Consider the following 15431-nt stretch of genomic DNA (forward strand, 5'->3'; position numbering starts at 1 on the left):
TCAACGACCCGAGCAGCAAAGGCTGTTCACGGTCCTGGCCATAGGTCGCCAGCAGCGCCTGCGCCTCGATCGGGTCACCCAGCCGCGTGCCCGTGCCGTGCGCCTCCACCGCGTCCACCTCGGCGGGCGTGAGACGGGCGTCGGACAGGGCGTCGCGGATGACGCGCTGCTGGGAGGGGCCGACCGGGGCGGTCAGGCCGTTGCCCGTGCCGTCCTGGTTGATCGCGCTGCCCCGCACCACCGCCAGCACCCGGTGCCCGTTGCGGATCGCGTCCGACAGCCGCTCGACCACGAGGAGGCCGACTCCCTCCGCCCAGGAGGTGCCGTCGGCTGACGCGGCGAAGGACTTGGAGCGCCCGTCGGCGGCCAGGCCTCGCTGGCGGGAGAACTCCACGAACATGCCGGGCGACGACATGACGGTCGCGCCGCCGGCGATGGCCAGGTTGGTCTCGCCCGTGCGCAGGGAGCGCACCGCCATGTGCAGGGCGACCAGCGAGGAGGAGCAGGCCGTGTCGACGGTGACGGCCGGGCCGAGCAGCCCCAGCTGGTAGGCGATGCGGCCGGACATGACGCTCGGTGTGGTGCCGGTGAGGAGATGCCCCTCGACGGTGTCGGGAGCCTCGTGCATCCGGGGCCCGTAGTCGAGGGTGGTGGCGCCCACGAACACGCCGGTGCGGCTGCCCTTGAGGGCGGCGGCGTCCAGGCCGGCCCGCTCGACGGCCTCCCAGGCGGTCTCCAGGAGGAGGCGCTGCTGCGGGTCCATGGCGAGGGCCTCGCGGGGCGAGATCCCGAAGAACTCGTTGTCGAACAGGGCCGCGTCGTGCAGGAAGCCGCCCTCGCGGACCGTGCTGTGCCCGCTGTGACCGGGGTCGGCGTCGTACAGGCCCGCGTCCCAGCCGCGGTCGCCGGGGAAGCCGGATATGGCGTCCCGGCCTTCGGCGACCAGGTGCCACAGCTCCTCGGGAGAGGTGACGCCGCCCGGGTAGCGGCAGGCCATGCCGACGATGGCGATGGGTTCGTGCGCCATGTCGGGTGTGCCGCCCGGGCGCTCCTCGGTGAGGGCGGCGGTGTCCGGGCCGGCGAGCAGGGTGCTGAGGTGGGCGATGAGGGCGGCCGGGGTGGGGTGGTCGAACAGCAGGCCGCTGGGCAGCTTCAGGCCGGTGGCGGAGGCGAGGGCGTCGCGCAGCTCGACCGTCATCAGGGAGTCGAAGCCGAGGTCCTTGAACGCGGCGTGCTGGTCGACCCGCCCGGTGTCGGTGTGCTCCAGGACGGCGGCGACCCGCTCCAGCACGAGGGCGGTGGCGTCGGGGGCCGGGGCGGCCGGGGGTGTGCTGGTCTCGGCTTCCGGCAGCGCCGGTGCGGGTGCCCGCACGGCCGGGGCGGCCGGGCCGTCGATCCAGTGGCGCTCGCGCTGGAAGGCGTAGGTGGGCAGCGGGACGCGGCGGCCCGGGCCGCCGGCGTGCACGGCCGCCCAGTCGACGGGCGTGCCGCGGACGAACGCGGCGGCGACGCCGGTGAGCAGGGAGCGGACCTCGGCGCGTCCGGCGCGGAGCGTGGCGACGGGGGCGGTGGCCTCGGTGTCACCGGCGCTCGTGGCGGCCAGCGCGGTCAGGACGCCGTCGGGGCCCAGCTCCAGCAGGGTGGCGGCGCTCAGGTTCTCCAGGGTGCGCACGGCGTCGAGGAAGCGGACCGGGCGGCGCACCTGCTCGACCCAGTAGGCGGGCGAGGTCCACTGGCCCGGTTCGACGGCGGTGCCGGTGACCGTGGACACGGCGGGGATCCGCGGCTCGTGGAACGTCAGCTCCTCCACGACGGCGCGGAACGGCTCCAGCATCGGATCCATGAGCGGCGAGTGGAAGGCGTGGCTGACCGTGAGACGGCGGGTCTTGCGGCCCTGCGCGGCGAGCTGCTCCGCGACGGCCGTGACGCTGCCGTGCGCGCCGGAGAGCACCACCGCGCGCGGCCCGTTGACGGCGGCGACGGCCACCGGCCCGTCCTGCGCGGCGAGCAGGGGCAGCACCTCGTCCTCGGTGGCCTCGACGGCGACCATGGCGCCGCCGGCCGGCAGTTCCTGCATCAGACGGCCCCGGGCGGCGACGAGCCGGGCGGCGTCGTCGAGGGACAGCACGCCCGCGACATGGGCGGCGGCGATCTCCCCGATGGAGTGCCCGGCCACGTGGCCGGGGGTGACGCCCCAGGAGGTGACGAGGCGGTACAGGGCGACCTCGACGGCGAACAGCGCGGGCTGGGTCCAGGCGGTGTCGTCCAGACCGGTCCCGGAATCCACCACCTCGGCAAGCGGCCGGTCGAGCAGCGGGGCGAAGGCCCGGCACACCTCGTCGAACGCGGCACGGAACACCGGGAAGGCGGCGCGCAGTTCCCGTCCCATGCCGGCGCGCTGGGCGCCCTGCCCGGTGAACAGGAAGGCCGTCGTGCCGGGGCGGACGGCGCCGGTGACGACCTGCGCGGCGGGGCGGCCCCCGGCCAGGGCGGTCAGGCCGGCGACCATTCCGGCGTGGTCGTCGGCGAGGACGACGGCCCGGTGGTCGAAGACGGTGCGGGTGGTGGCCAGGGACCGCCCGACGTCCTCGGGGCGGGGCTCGGGTACGGCGGTCACGGCGGCCCGCAGCCGCCCGGCCTGCGCGGCGAGGGCGCCGGCCCCACGGCCGGAGACGACCCAGGGCAGCAGGACGCCGTCGAGGACAGGGGCCTCGACCGGTGGCGGTGTCGCCGGCCCCTCCCCCAGCACCACATGGGCGTTGGTGCCGCCCATGCCGAACGAGGAGACGCCGGCGATCAGCGGCCGGTCGGGGGCGGGCCAGTCGCCGGTCTCGCGCTGCACCTCCAAACCGAGGTCCGCCAGCGGGATCGCCGGGTTCGGGGTGTCGAAGTTGAGGCTGGCGGGCAGGCGGCGGTGGCGCAGTGCCAGCAGGGTCTTGATCAGGCCGACGATGCCCGCCGCGCCCTCCAGGTGGCCCACGTTGGTCTTCGCGGACCCGACCCGCAGCGGACCGGCGCCGGAACGAGCCGCGCCCAGCACCACGCCCAGTGCGGCGGCCTCGATGGGGTCGCCGACCGGCGTGCCGGTGCCGTGCAGTTCGACGTACTGGACGGCGTCGGGGTCGAGGCCGCCGCGTGCGTACGCCTCGCGCAGGACCCGCTCCTGGGTCTCCTGGCCGGGCACGGTCAGTGCGGGGGTGGCGCCGTCGTTGTTGACGGCGCTGGCGTGGATCACGCCGAGGACGTCGTCGCCGTCCGCGAGGGCCCGGGACAGCGGCTTGAGGACGACGGCGCCGCCGCCCTCACCGCGGACGAAACCGTTGGCGCGGGCGTCGAAGGTGTAGGTGGTGCCGTCGGGCGAGAGTCCGCCGAAGCGCTCCCCGGCCACGGCGGCCTCGGCGAGGATGTTGAGGTTGACCCCGGCGACGATGGCGGCGTCGGACTCGCCGGCGCGCAGGGACTCGCAGGCCAGGTGCACGGCGACCAGCGAGGAGGACTGCGCCGAGTCGACGGTGAGGCTGGGGCCGCGCAGGCCGAGGTGGTAGGAGACCCGGTTGGCGATCACACCGCGGTTGACGCCGGTCATGGTGTGCTGGGTGACGGTCCGGGCGCCGTGCTGGTAGAGCAGCGCGGCGTAGTCGTCGCGCAGGGTGCCGACGAAGACGGCGGTGCGGCTGCCGCGCAGGGTGGCCGGGACGATCCCGGCGTTCTCCAGTGCCTCCCAGGCCAGTTCGAGCACGAGGCGCTGCTGCGGGTCCATGACGCGCGCCTCGCGCGGGGCGATGCCGAAGAAGCCGGCGTCGAAGGTGTCGACGCGGTCCAGGAAGCCCCCGCGGCGCAGGCCGGGTTCGGTGCCGGCGGGCGTGGCCTCGCCGGTCGCGGGCTGCAGGCGGTCCGCCGGGACCGGGGTGATGGCGGAGGTGCCGGTGCTGAGCAGTTCCCAGAAGGCCTCGGGATTCCCGGCTCCGGGCAGACGGCAGGAAAGGCCGACGACCGCGATGTCCTCGCTCCGTGCACGGCGCGTCCCGATCGATTCGGACTGGTGCTGATTCGTCATCGCGCTCGACTGCCCTTTCGGCCGAATTACCGCAAGACTTCTGAGTGGGGGAATGTTCGGCCCGATCGTAGGCAGGGGGGTCTCTCCCCCTTCTCAGTGTCCGGCCTCGCTTCGGTAATTCGGCTCGGACGAAAGGGAGGGGAAAAGGAGAAGGCGCCATGACCGGGCGGTGGACGGGGACCGCACTCCCCGTGTCCCACCGCCCGGTCATGGCGCTGCCGTCGGTCAGCCCGCGAGGGTCGCGGCCTGTTCCGCGGCACGGAAGCCGGACTCCAGGGCGCCTTCCACGAAGGCCCCGTTCCAGCCGCTCGCTATGTCGCCGCCGGCGAAGACGATGCGGCCGAACGGCTGCTGGATGTCCGGCAGCTGACGCAGGAGCTGTCCCGGCCGGCGCAGGCCCCAGCCGCCGCGCGCGTACGGGTCCTTGTGCCACTCCTTCGCCCGGTACTCGACGACCCTGGCCTCCGGCAGCAGCCCGCGGACTGCGGCGCGCACGGCCTGCGGGTCGGACACGTCGAGGGCGGGCCCGGTGAAGGCGACGAAGATGCGGCCGTCGGGCAGCTGCTTCTGCGGGATCAGCAGCAGGATGGGGGCGCCCTCCGGGGCCTGGGCGGAGACCGCCTCGGAGGTGCCCCGCACCCGCAACCACAGCTTGGTGGCGTGCGGGACGCCGAGGCCCTCGCGGGCGGCGTCGGCGTACACCGCGGGCAGGCCCGGCTCGAAGGTGAGGGTGGACCACAGGTTGACGGGCGTGGCGAGCACGACCACCGGTGCCTTGTGGACCCGGCCGCCGCGGACCTCGACGTGGGTGAGGCCGCCGCGTTCGCGGATCGCCGTGACCGGCGAGTTGAGGCTGACGGTCGCGCCGGACTCGCGCAGCATCCGTTCCAGGATGGAGATCATGCCGCCCTGGGGCAGCCGGCTCATCACCGAGAGGAACTTGTCGTAGGTGCCGCCCGCGAGCTGGTACCACTGGGCGAGGCCGGTGAGGGAGCCGGTGCGGTTGCCGCCGGCGAACACGGAGGTGGCGCCGCTCACCCAGTCGTGGTCGACCCCGGTCAGCTGGAGCTGGGCGATGCGGTCGGCGAGCGAGAGACGGTCCACCGACGACAGCAGGTCCTTGCGGTGGAGCGGCTCGTAGGGCCGCTCGAAGTACTGCTCGGAGCCTGCGTAGAAGTCCGCGAAGAGGCTGTTGAGGCGGGCGCCCGCCTCCTGCGGGGAGTGGCTGGCGTAGCCGTCGGGGCCGGGCATGACCATGCGGGTGGCGTGTACGTCCTCGGTGGTGGTCAGCGAGTAGCGCTTCAGTTCGCGGGCCACGAGGTCCTGGCCGGGGCCGAACCAGCCGCCGCCCAGTTCGATGTGCTGGCCGGCCAGGGTGCCGGGCTCGATACGGCCGCCGATCCGGTCGCGCGCCTCCAGGACCAGGACCTTCATGCCGCGGGCGCCCAGCTCGCGGGCGACCGTGCCGCCCGCGTAGCCGGCGCCGACGACGATGGCGTCGTACGGCGTGCCCTCGGCCGCGGCGGAGGACGCCGTCGCCGTGACGGCACCGGCGGCGAGCGCGGAGGCGCCCGCCGCCTTCAGGAGCGTTCGTCTGGTGACGCGTCCGTGGGCGCGAGGGGTCGTGCTGTCGCCGTTCTCGGTCATGGAACACACCTTTCGCGAAAAGCGGGATGAGCGGGAATTGCGGAACGGAAAGCGCACGGAATCGACGGACGGAAACGACGGACGAATGGCGCATTCGATTCCGGGCCGCCGGTGTTCGGGCATGGGGAAGGGGCCGGTTCCGACGGGGGATTCGGAACCGGCCCCTTCGTCAGGGGATGAAGCGAATACCGGGCCCGGTCACTGCTTCGGGCGGCGGTATGCCTTCACGACGCTGGCGTAGCTGTTCTTGGCGTGGCCCTGGGCGATGATGCCCTCCATGAGCGCCTCGGAGTACTTGGGCAGTTCGGTGTCGACACCGAGCGCCTCGCTCTCCTCGACGAGGTGCTTGAGCGCGCCCAGGTGCGTCTCCAGGGTGGCGTCGTTGGCCGGGAACTTCTCGTCGCCGGCGTCGATCTGCGCGGCGTAGTCGGCCGTGAACATCTTGATGGCGTCGAGCCACATGTGCGCCCACGGCAGGAACTCCTGCGCCTTGACGCCGCCGGTCTCCACGATGGCCACGCCGTGCAGGAAGCTGTTGAGGGCGCCCCACATCAGGCCGAGCAGCGACACGTCGAACAGGGCGGGCTTGCCGTGGTCGGTGCCGAGGTAGGTGGTGCCGCCGCCGAGGAGCTTCAGCACGGGCTCGTGCGCGTCGAAGACGGCCTGGTCGCCCGCGTAGAAGAGGACGGAGGTCTCGGCGCCGATGCCGGGCGGGGTGATCATGATGGCGCCGTCGAGGTACTTGGCGCCGTTCTTCTCCGCCCACTCGGCGGTCTGCCGGGCCTGCTCGGAGGAGCCCGTGGTCAGGTTGACGACGGTCTTGCCGCGCAGGGCGTCGCCGAGCGAGCCGATGACGTCGTGCACCACGTCGTACGTCGACACGCAGACGATCACGAGGTCGCTCGCGGCGACCGCGTCGGCGGGCTTCGCGGCGAGGACGGCGCCGTCCGCGACGAGGCCGTCGGCCTTGTCCGCCGAGCGGTTCCACACGGTGGTGGCGTGACCCGCCTTCAGGAAGGCGGCGGCCAGGGCCTGCCCCATCAGGCCGAGGCCGAGCACCGACACCGCGGTGTGGTTGTCACCCATGAATCAGTTCCTCCAGTACGAAAGTGGTGTGCTGAGCGAACCGGCACGCGGGGCGCGCCGGTGAAAGAGGGGGTCCGGGCGTCGACTCAGAGGAAGACGGTGCCGGGCTCCAGGCCGACCAGGACGCGGCCCTGGAGTTCGAGGTTGACGTCGGCGTTGGCGAGGGCGTGCAGCGAGAAGCCCTGGATGTCGCGGTGGAAGCGCTGTAGGTGGACGTCGCGCCGGATGACGGAGCCGCCGCTCGCGTTGAAGAGGATCTCCACGGCCTCCTTGGCCAGTTGGGCGGCGAAGCCGGTCTGGCCGCGCACGATCGCCTTCTCGGCGTCGGTGGGCTGCTCGCCGGCGTCGGCGCGGTCCTGGAGGAGGGTGAGCCAGCGGGTCGACAGCGCCTCGGCGGCGTCGATCTTGTTGGCGGCCGTGGCGACCTGGATCTGGGTGAGCGGGTGCAGCTTCTGGTCGGTCCAGTCGGTGTACGTGATGCCGCGGCCGGGGAGGCGCTCGAGGAACAGCTCGTAGGCGCCGCGGGCGATGCCGATGAACACGGCGGCGCACTCGGCCATGACGAAGCTGAGCAGGCCGTAGTTGCGGCCGGTGGCGCCCAGGTTGGAGCGGTCGCCGGTCGCGCTGACCATGACCTCCTCGAAGGACACGGCGTGGTGGGCCGGCACGAAGACGTCCTCGGCGACCGCGGTGGCACTGCCGGTGGCGGCGCCGGCCGAGACGTCCCAGTCGTCGACGATCTTGAGGTCGGACATGGGGACGAGGGCCATGATCTCGCCCTCGGTGCCGTCCGGGTTGCGCACCATCGCGGCGGTGAAGTCCCAGTCGGCGCCCTTGCAGCCGGTGTTGAACTTCCAGGTGCCGTTGAGGAGGTAGCCGCCCTCGGTGGGAACCGCGACGCCGGTCGGCGCGAACGCGCTGGAGATCTTGACGGAGCCGGCCGCGAAGACCTCCTCCTGGGCGCGGTCGGGGTAGAGCGTCGCCGTCCAGGTGCTCGTCACCCACACCATCGTCACCCAGGCGGCGGCCGGGCAGCCGCGGCCGATCTCGGTGATGACCCGGGCCTGGTCGGCGAGCGGCAGGTCGAGCCCGCCGAACCGGCGCGGCACGGCCATGCGGAACACCCCGGCCTTCTCCAGGAGTTCGATGCTCTCGTCCAGCAGCCAGCCGCGGTCCTCGGCGGCACGGCCGTTCTCGCGCAGGGTCGGGACGATGCTGTCCACGGCTTCCAGTACGGCTGCCAGGTCGTCGTTCGTGGCCATTTCCGGCTCCTCGATTGTGATTCCTACTGCCGGTCGAGAGGCGCGAGAACCCAACGCTCCCCGGCAGTTCGAAACCTTACTGAAGGGCCCGGAGAAATGAGTAAGAGCACACTCATCGCCCGGTCATCACTCCCGCACCTCCGGAAACCGGAGGGGATCCGACACACCATTACCGGGCAATTACCGGCCACTGACCGGGAAATGACCGGACGGTGCCCGGGAAGGCCCGTGTGGGAACATCCCAGCATGACTCTTTCATGGCCCGAACTCGTACGGACGGCGGCCGAGGACACCACCTCGGTACTCGAAAAGGGAGCCGATCAGGACTGGCGCGGAAAGGCGGGTGATCTGGACTGGAGCTGTCGTGAAACCCTTTCGCACATCGCGCTCGGGGTGGTGGGGTACGCGGGGCTGCTCATCGCCCGCCCCGCCGACCGCTACATCACCCTGTTCTCCTCGATCGACGGCCACGCCCCGGTCCCGGCCGCCCTGGAGGGCATCCGGATCGCCGGCACGCTGCTCGCCGGCACCGTCCGCGACACCCCGCCGGAGGCACGCGCCTGGCACCCGTACGGGCACTCGGACGCGGCCGGCTTCGCCGCGATGGGCGTGCTCGAACTCGTCGTCCACGGGCGGGACATCGCGCAGGCGGTAGGCGTGGAGTACACGCCGTCGGACGCCCTGGCGGCGCCTGTGGTCGAGCGGCTCTTCCCCGACGCGCCCACCGGTCACTCCGCCGCCGAGACGCTGCTGTGGTGCACGGGACGCACCGCGCTGCCCGGGCTGCCGCGGCGCGGCGCCTGGCGCTGGGACGGCCGGGTGCGCCAGGCCTGAGGCCGCCACCGCCCTCCCCCGCTCACCGGATCACGTGCCGCCGGGCGACTGGAAAAGTCGCCCGGCGGCACTGTCATGTCGTGCCCCGCCCGCCTGGAGACCACGGCATTACCGCAGCGTGGCTGGAACGTTGAACGTGCCCGAATAGTGTCGGCCACGGAAATGCACGAGCGCCCGCACCGTCCGTGCAGCACCCACGTGGAACGTTCCTTTCTCGTGAACGTTTCCCTCAAACGTCTCTCCAGCCAAGAAGGCAGGTCGATTTCCGCCATGTCCGAGCTCATCGCGGAACTGGAAAACCACACCGCCCGCTACGTCGAGGCCGTCAACGCCGGCGACTACGAGACGGTCGAGCAGTTCTACACCGCCGATGCGGTCGCCGTCTGGGAACCGGGCAAGCCGCTCAGCGGTGACGAACGCCGGAAGTACCAGCGGGAATTCCTCGCGGCCGGGCCGCGGATGGCCGCCAAGCCCCGGCAGGTGTTCGTGACCGGCGAGACCGCGCTGATGATCGTCGACTGGACGATCGACCTCCCCGGCGCCGACGGCACCACCGATCACCTGGCCGGCGTCGGGGTGGACGTCCTGACCCGGGGCGAGGACGGGGTGTGGCGCTACGCCATCGACGACCCGTACGGCCAGGCGAGCTGACCGGCGCGAGCGCCGCGGCACGCAGAACCGAGAGCACCTTGGCCCATGAGTGACATGCAGGTTCCGCACGGCGGGCCCGCACCGAGTACACGGGGGACACACAGCACCATGCACAGCAACGGACCCACCAGCGGGCGGCGGCCCACGCGCCGCACCCTGCTCAAGGCGGCCGGGGCGGCCGCCGTCGCGGTACCCGCCCTCGCCCCGGTCGCCTCGGCCGCCACCCGCGCCGCCGCGGCGGACTGGGACGTCATCGTCATCGGCGCGGGTTTCGCGGGCATCACCGCGGCCCGCGAACTGCGCGCCCGCGGCAAGCGGGTGCTCGTCCTGGAGGCCCGCGACCGCATCGGCGGCCGCACCTGGACGGACAGCTACGGCGGCCAGTTGATCGAGCGCGGCGGGACCTGGGTCGAGCCGACCCAGCCCTACCTCGGCGCCGAACTCACGCGCTACAAACTGGCGTTGGAGGAGGACGAGCCGATCTCGACCACGTGGCTGCCGACGCCGAACGGCCCGCGGCAGTTCACGCCGGAGGACGGCTTCGGCCGGATGGGCACCGTATTCGAGCGTATGTTCGACGGCACGCGGACGTACTTCGAGAAGCCGTTCCAGCCCCTGCACCGGGCCGACCTGCTGCAGAGCCTGGACAAGCTGACGCTGCGCGACCGCCTGACCCAGCTCGCCCTCACGCCCGAGGAGGAACTCCTCGTCAACGGGCAGACGGCGGTCTACGCCGGCGGCGCGAGCACGGCCGGCGCCTTCACGATGTTCGCCCACTGGTGGGCCCTGGCCGGCCACACCAACGCGGGCTGGAACGACACCATGCGCTGGCGCATCGCCAAGGGCACCAAGGCGCTGCTCCAGGCGATGATCGACGAGGCCAAGCCGACGATCAAGCTCAGCTCGCCGGTCGCCTCGGTGAACGACACCGGATCGCTGGTGTACGTCACCACCACCTCCGGCACGCGCCACAGCGCCGCCGCGGTCGTCGTCGCGATGCCGGTCAACGCCCTGAGCACGGTCAAGTTCAGCCCGTCCCTGCCCGCGGCGCTCACCACCGCGACGACCCAGGGCATCGCCGTGAAGAACGCGGTGAAGCTGTGGATCCACGCCCGCAAGGGAGCCGGCCGGGTCTACGGCCAGGGCGCCGAGGGCGGCTCTCAGATCCCCATGCTGCTGCCGTTCAAGGAAACCTCCGAAGGCATGCTCTACGTCGCCTTCAGCACCGACCCCCGGCTCGACCCGACCAACGTCGCCCAAGTGAAGAAGGCCGTGCAGCAGCTCGGCGTGAACCTGGACATCATCGGCGTCAAGGTGCACGACTGGGGCCGCGACCCCTACGCGCGCGGCGGCTGGGCGTTCCGCAAGCCGCGGCAGCTCACCACGCTCTACCCGGAGGTCACCTACACCAGCGGGCGGCTCTCCTTCGCCAGCGGCGACATAGCCAACGGCTGGAGCGGCTACATCGACGGCGCCATCGAGTCCGGTCTGCGCGCCGCCCGGCAGGCAGCGGGCGAGGAATGACCACCGAGGCATCACCCACCCACCCCCCGGAAGGGAACCGCATCCCCATGTCAGCCACGTCAGCCACCACCTTCACCGTCCCCTTCGACCCGGAACGGCCCGACCTCACCGACGACACCGACATTCAGAACGAGATCTTCATCCAGGTGTTCAACTCGGGTGACGGCGAGCTGTTCAACCGCCTCTACCTCGACGACTCGGTATCGAACTTCTCCGGCGAGCCCCTGACGGGCGCCGACCGGCTGACGTTCTTCAAGGAGTTCCTGGCCTCGAAGCCGACCCTCAAGGCGAGTGTCACCCACTCGTACGTGGCCGGAGACGTGGCGCTGATCGGGGTCGAGTACTCCATCGACACCACCGGCCCGGACGGTGAGCCGGTCCGGCTGGAGGGCGTCTGCACCGATGTGCTCCGCAAGACCGAGGACGGCCGCTGGCTGATGGCCATCGACCGTCCGGTGGCCGCGTCCGGCCTCGTCGCCGACCAGTGAGCCCGGGAGCCCCCCTGGTGTGCCAGGGGGGCTCCGCCGTGCCGGAAACCCCCCAGATGGTCCGAGGAGAGACAGTGACCGACCAGGAAGACCTGGCGTCCGTGCTGGACGCCGTACGCGATGTCGTCCCCACCCTGCGCGCGAACGGCGCGGACGCGGAGGAACGGCGATGGGTCCCCGACGAGAACATCCGGCTGCTGGAGAAGGCGGGGGTGTTCCGCGCCGCGGTGCCCCGTGCCCACGGCGGGCTCGACTTCGGCGTGGCCGACCAGTTCAAGGTCATCGCCGAGGTGGCGCGCGGCTGCCCGTCCACCGGCTGGCTGACCATGGTCTGGCTCACCAGCACCTGGTGTGCCTCCCTCTACCCCGACCGGGCGCAGAAGGAGGTGTTCGCCGGGGGCACCACCCGGGTGTCCATCGTCTTCGCCCCGACCGGCACCCTCACCCCCGTCGACGGCGGGTACCGCCTCAACGGCACGTGGGGCTACAACTCCGGTGTCCGGGGCGCCGACTGGGACCTGCTCGCCGCGATGGTGGAGCGCCCGGACGGGACCACCGAGGAACTCGTCGCGCTGGTCCCGGTCTCCGAGCTGGAGGTCACCGACGACTGGCACGTCAGCTCGGGAGCCGCCACCGGCAGCTGCACCACCGCCGCCGAGGACGTGTTCGTGCCCGCCCACCGCGTGGTCTCCCTGGAGGAGGCCATGATCAGCGCGACCGGCGACCGCGAGAACACCGGCGCCACCGGCCGCAACTACGGCCTGCTCGGCTACGTCCTGTCCGGCGTCACCGCGGCCTTCACCGGCATCGCGCGCGGCGCGTACGAGCTGTTCCTCGAGCGCCTGCCCGGCCGGGGGATCACGTACACCGACTGGACCGACCAGAAGCTGCACCCGCTCACCCAGATCCAGGTCGCCACGGCCGCCAACAAGATCGATGCCGCCGAGGCCCTGGCGGACCTGTGCCTGGAGGTCCTACAGACCCGGGCCGACGCCGGCGAGCAGCCCACCGACGAGGAGAAGGCCGTGATCCGCGGCCGGACGGCGTACGCGGCACAACTGGCCAAGGAGGCGGTGGAACTGCTGTACGCGGCGAGCGGCGGCTCGGTCATCCGGCGCGAGGTCGCCCTGCAGCGGTTCCACCGCGACATCCAGGGGTTCTCGCTGCACGCCCTGGTCCAGCGGGACGCCAACCTGGAGGTCCAGGGGCGGGTCCTGGTCGGCATGGACCCGGGCACCTACTTCCTGTGACGGCCGGCCTCCCGCGACGGCGGGAGGCCGGGACACACGACAGGGCGGCACCACCGGTGGGTGGTGCCGCCCTGTCGTGTCCGCCGCACCCGGCGGTCGGATGCCGGAACGGTCAGGAGGTGGTGGCGGGCTTCCCGAAGCGACCGTTGACGAAGAGCAGCCCGTCACCGGTCGCGCCCTCGCCCGCCGCCAGCACGGTGCCGATGAAGATGGTGTGGTCACCGAACGCGTGCGACTCGGTCAGCTCGCACTCCAGCCACGCCACCGAGTCGTCGAGCAGCGGCGCCCCCGTGTGCTCGCCCGCACGCCAGTCGACGCGCTCGAACTGGGCGGCACCCAGCGTGCGGCTCTTGTCGGCGAAGTGCCGGGCGAGCGGCTCCTGGTGGGCGCCGAGTATGTTCACGGCGAAGCGCCCGGCGCCGGTGAGCGCTCCGTGCATGACCGCGCTGTGGCCGACGCTGCACAGCACCGACGGGGGGTCGAGGGAGACCGAGCTGAAGGCGTTCGCCGTCATGGCGTGCAGGTGCTCCCCGCCCACGGTGAGGACCGTGACGCCGGTGGCGAAGCGGGACATCACCCCGCGCAGCCGGTCCGGGCGTACCGGCTCGTGACCGGAACGCACGGCAGCGTGATCGAGTTCGGCGGACGCGGAATTCATGCCACTCTCCGATGGGTCACGGGACACGTCAGTGCCGTCCGCACGGAAGGGGCAGCCGGCGCAATCAACGTAGTCGCGGCGTCTCGCGGTTCCTTCATGCCCGGGTAACCGGTGGGCCTCCTGTGACCGGGCGTCACCGATGACCTTTCAATGACCGGACGTTTACCCGGCCATCGGACCCTGAGGACATGACTGAGACCTCCACCGCGGCCGCGGAACGCGAACTCGCCGAGCCCTATCTGCGCCAGGTACTCAACACCGCGGGACTGGCGGTGGAATACGTACGCGCCGAGGGAAACACCCTGTACGTACGGGACGACGACGGCACCGAGTTCCCGGTCGTGGACTTCGCCGGCGGTTACGGCTCGGTGCTGCTCGGCCATCACCACCCCGAGATCACCGCGCACGCCCGTCAGCTGCTCGCCGAACATACACCGATCCACGCCCAGTTCTCGCGCCACCCGTACGCCAACCGGCTGGCCGCCGAACTGAACCGCATCATCGCGCGTGAACTCTCCGACGGTGAGCCTTATTACGCCATCTTCGGGAACAGTGGCGCGGAAGCGGTGGAAGCCGCCGTGAAGCACGCCGAACTGGACCGGGGCATGCGCGTGTCCGGACTGCTCGGCTCCGTCGACGCCGAACTCGCGGCGGCGCGCGCCGCGGTGGCCGACGGGTCCGCCACCGTCCACGGGGAGGCGGCCGCTCGCCTCGGCGTCGCCCTCGCCGCAGACGACAACGATGCCGTACGCCTTCTGGAGGCCGCGATCAGGCGCCGCAACGACGAGATCGCCGCCGCCCCACCGCTGTTCCTCGCCCTGGAGGGCGGCTTCCACGGCAAGCTCGCCGGCAGTGTGCAGCTGACCCACAACGAGGGTTACCGGCTGCCCTTCAAGTCCCTCGCCGCGCAGGCGCGGTTCGTCCCGCACGACAGCCCCGAGGATCTGACCGCCGTCTACGCGCGTGAGCGCCGGGTCCTGCTCGGCCTGAGCACGGAGAACGGCCGGATCACGGTGACGGAGCACGAGTTCCCGGTGTTCTGCGCCTTCCTCATCGAGCCCATTCAGGGAGAGGGCGGAATTCGCGTCCTGTCCCGCGAGTTCGCGCGGGAGATCCAGGAGTTCTGCGCCCGGATCGACTGCCCCGTCGTCGTCGACGAGATCCAGAGCGGAATGGGCCGCACCGGCGCCCTGCTCGCCAGTTCCCGGATCGGCCTGCGCGGTGACTACTACACCCTGGCCAAAACACTCGGCGGTGGCATCGCGAAGGCGTCCGTGATGCTGGTGCGCGAGAAGCGCTACCGCCGCGATTTCGAAATTGTGCACAGTTCAACCTTTGCCAAGGACAGCTTCTCCTGCCACATCGCCCTGAAGGTCCTCGAGCTGTTGGAGAGAGACGGCGGTGCGGCCTACCGGCAGGCCGAGGAGCGCGGAGCGGCACTGCGCGCGAAACTCGACGCACTGCGGGCGGAATTCCCCGACGTGGTGGCCGAGGTACGCGGACACGGACTGATGCAGGGCCTGGAATTCCACGACCAGTCCGACGCCTCCTCGCCGGAACTGCGCCAGATCGCGCAGAGCGGGCTGTTCGGCTACTTCCTGGCGGGCCATCTGCTGCGCCGCCACCGGGTGCGGACGTTCCCGACGGCCAGCGCGGTGAGCACGTTGCGCTTCGAACCCTCGATTTATGTCACAGACGCCGAACTCGGTCAGTTGTACGCCGGACTGCACGACGTGTGCACACTGTTGCGCAAGCAGGCCGGCGACGAACTCACCGCCGCGGGCCGCTGATCCACCCCTGGGGCCGCCGCCTCCCCCCACCGGCGGGCTCCCAGGGCATTTCCGGCCGGGTGCCGGCCGTGACCGGGCCGGCTCCCGACCGGAAGCAGTACGGGAAGCGGGTCGATGACGCCCCGTCAGGCCCCACACCTGTCCCGGGAAACACAGCATGCCGGAGCAAGCGAAACGGGGGAGT

General features: G+C 71.8%; 11 protein-coding genes. 6 read left to right on the plus strand and 5 right to left on the minus strand.

Features of this window, described 5'->3' with window-relative positions; genetic code table 11:
* The 4 genes from G3I77_RS21460 to G3I77_RS21475 form a co-directional block, all read right to left on the minus strand.
* On the minus strand, positions 1 to 4057 hold a 4057-nt coding region (locus G3I77_RS21460), incomplete at its 3' end, for a type I polyketide synthase (protein WP_248506148.1).
* A gap of 225 nt (positions 4058 to 4282) precedes the next feature.
* On the minus strand, positions 4283 to 5704 hold the full coding sequence (locus tag G3I77_RS21465; protein WP_248506151.1) for an NAD(P)/FAD-dependent oxidoreductase: 1422 nt from the start codon (positions 5702 to 5704) through the stop codon (positions 4283 to 4285).
* 198 nt (positions 5705 to 5902) lie between these two features.
* Positions 5903 to 6790 (minus strand): NAD(P)-dependent oxidoreductase, encoded by an 888-nt coding sequence (locus tag G3I77_RS21470; RefSeq protein WP_248506153.1) that lies wholly within the window; start codon positions 6788 to 6790, stop codon positions 5903 to 5905.
* 86 nt (positions 6791 to 6876) lie between these two features.
* A complete protein-coding gene (locus G3I77_RS21475; protein WP_248506155.1) occupies positions 6877 to 8052 on the minus strand; it encodes an acyl-CoA dehydrogenase family protein in 1176 nt (391 codons plus the stop codon).
* Between the two features lie 246 nt (positions 8053 to 8298).
* On the opposite strand from G3I77_RS21475, the gene G3I77_RS21480 reads away from it, so the two are divergent.
* The 5 genes from G3I77_RS21480 (at position 8299) to G3I77_RS21500 (ending at position 12799) form a co-directional block, all read left to right on the plus strand.
* On the plus strand, positions 8299 to 8886 hold the full coding sequence (locus tag G3I77_RS21480) for a maleylpyruvate isomerase N-terminal domain-containing protein (RefSeq protein ID WP_248506157.1): 588 nt from the start codon (positions 8299 to 8301) through the stop codon (positions 8884 to 8886).
* 270 nt (positions 8887 to 9156) lie between these two features.
* Entirely contained in the window at positions 9157 to 9537 is a 381-nt protein-coding gene (locus G3I77_RS21485) for a nuclear transport factor 2 family protein (protein ID WP_248506159.1), read from the plus strand.
* A gap of 108 nt (positions 9538 to 9645) precedes the next feature.
* Positions 9646 to 11061: an NAD(P)/FAD-dependent oxidoreductase gene (locus G3I77_RS21490; RefSeq protein WP_248506162.1), complete on the plus strand. Its 1416-nt coding sequence runs from the start codon at positions 9646 to 9648 to the stop codon at positions 11059 to 11061.
* 47 nt (positions 11062 to 11108) lie between these two features.
* A complete protein-coding gene (locus G3I77_RS21495) occupies positions 11109 to 11549 on the plus strand; it encodes a nuclear transport factor 2 family protein (protein WP_248506164.1) in 441 nt (146 codons plus the stop codon).
* 56 nt (positions 11550 to 11605) lie between these two features.
* Positions 11606 to 12799 (plus strand): acyl-CoA dehydrogenase family protein, encoded by a 1194-nt coding sequence (locus tag G3I77_RS21500; protein WP_282573731.1) that lies wholly within the window; start codon positions 11606 to 11608, stop codon positions 12797 to 12799.
* Positions 12800 to 12911: 112 nt separating this feature from the next.
* Here the strand turns inward: G3I77_RS21500 and G3I77_RS21505 are convergent, their stop codons facing one another.
* Positions 12912 to 13457: a flavin reductase family protein gene (locus tag G3I77_RS21505; protein ID WP_248506168.1), complete on the minus strand. Its 546-nt coding sequence runs from the start codon at positions 13455 to 13457 to the stop codon at positions 12912 to 12914.
* Between the two features lie 188 nt (positions 13458 to 13645).
* Between G3I77_RS21505 and G3I77_RS21510 the strand changes: the two genes are divergently transcribed.
* On the plus strand, positions 13646 to 15247 hold the full coding sequence (locus tag G3I77_RS21510; protein ID WP_248506170.1) for an aspartate aminotransferase family protein: 1602 nt from the start codon (positions 13646 to 13648) through the stop codon (positions 15245 to 15247).
* Positions 15248 to 15431 lie beyond the last annotated feature (184 nt).

This window comes from Streptomyces sp. D2-8 (assembly GCF_023184515.1).
GTDB lineage: Bacteria > Actinomycetota > Actinomycetes > Streptomycetales > Streptomycetaceae > Streptomyces.

What these genes read in the sequence shown, in the direction of transcription:
- G3I77_RS21485 (WP_248506159.1), top strand. Translation starts at nt 9,157, where the DNA reads ATGTCCGAGCTCATCGCGGAACTGGAAAACCACACCGCCCGCTACGTC.
- G3I77_RS21505 (WP_248506168.1), bottom strand. Translation starts at nt 13,457, where the DNA reads ATGAATTCCGCGTCCGCCGAACTCGATCACGCTGCCGTGCGTTCCGGT.
- G3I77_RS21470 (WP_248506153.1), bottom strand. Translation starts at nt 6,790, where the DNA reads ATGGGTGACAACCACACCGCGGTGTCGGTGCTCGGCCTCGGCCTGATG.
- G3I77_RS21510 (WP_248506170.1), top strand. Translation starts at nt 13,646, where the DNA reads ATGACTGAGACCTCCACCGCGGCCGCGGAACGCGAACTCGCCGAGCCC.
- G3I77_RS21500 (WP_282573731.1), top strand. Translation starts at nt 11,606, where the DNA reads ATGGTCCGAGGAGAGACAGTGACCGACCAGGAAGACCTGGCGTCCGTG.
- G3I77_RS21495 (WP_248506164.1), top strand. Translation starts at nt 11,109, where the DNA reads ATGTCAGCCACGTCAGCCACCACCTTCACCGTCCCCTTCGACCCGGAA.
- G3I77_RS21465 (WP_248506151.1), bottom strand. Translation starts at nt 5,704, where the DNA reads ATGACCGAGAACGGCGACAGCACGACCCCTCGCGCCCACGGACGCGTC.
- G3I77_RS21475 (WP_248506155.1), bottom strand. Translation starts at nt 8,052, where the DNA reads ATGGCCACGAACGACGACCTGGCAGCCGTACTGGAAGCCGTGGACAGC.
- G3I77_RS21480 (WP_248506157.1), top strand. Translation starts at nt 8,299, where the DNA reads ATGACTCTTTCATGGCCCGAACTCGTACGGACGGCGGCCGAGGACACC.
- G3I77_RS21490 (WP_248506162.1), top strand. Translation starts at nt 9,646, where the DNA reads ATGCACAGCAACGGACCCACCAGCGGGCGGCGGCCCACGCGCCGCACC.